General features: G+C 39.2%; 1 protein-coding gene. It reads left to right on the top strand.

Annotated features, from left to right (window positions below; all coding sequences use genetic code 11):
* Positions 1-266, top strand: a 266-nt coding sequence (locus AAEY62_RS22130; protein WP_502935547.1) for a PstS family phosphate ABC transporter substrate-binding protein, incomplete at its 5' end; no start/stop codon positions are given.
* Positions 267-278: the final 12 nt, after the last annotated feature.

Below are 278 nucleotides of genomic sequence, written 5' to 3'. Positions count from 1 at the left end.
GTGTACGCACAGTTCCACTGGCCAAAAAAGGCAGCCACTTTGTTGATGCAACGCTTGAAAATGTAGCACAAGGTAAGTATCCGCTGTCGCGCTTTTTATACCTTTACGTGAACAAGCACCCGAATAAACCATTAGCACCAATTGAAGCTGAATTTTTAAAAATGGTATTGTCGAAAGATGGGCAGAAAATTGTAGAAAAAGACGGTTATGTACCGCTTTCAGCCAAATTGGCTGAAGTTGAGCTTAAAAAGTTAGGCTTAAATTAAGTCACTAAATTA

This window comes from Pseudoalteromonas sp. GW168-MNA-CIBAN-0100 (assembly GCF_040309225.1).
Classification (GTDB): Bacteria; Pseudomonadota; Gammaproteobacteria; order Enterobacterales; family Alteromonadaceae; genus Pseudoalteromonas; species Pseudoalteromonas arctica.
The sequence above is the reverse complement of the archived record's forward strand: the minus strand, read 5'-3'. Positions and strand labels throughout refer to the sequence as shown.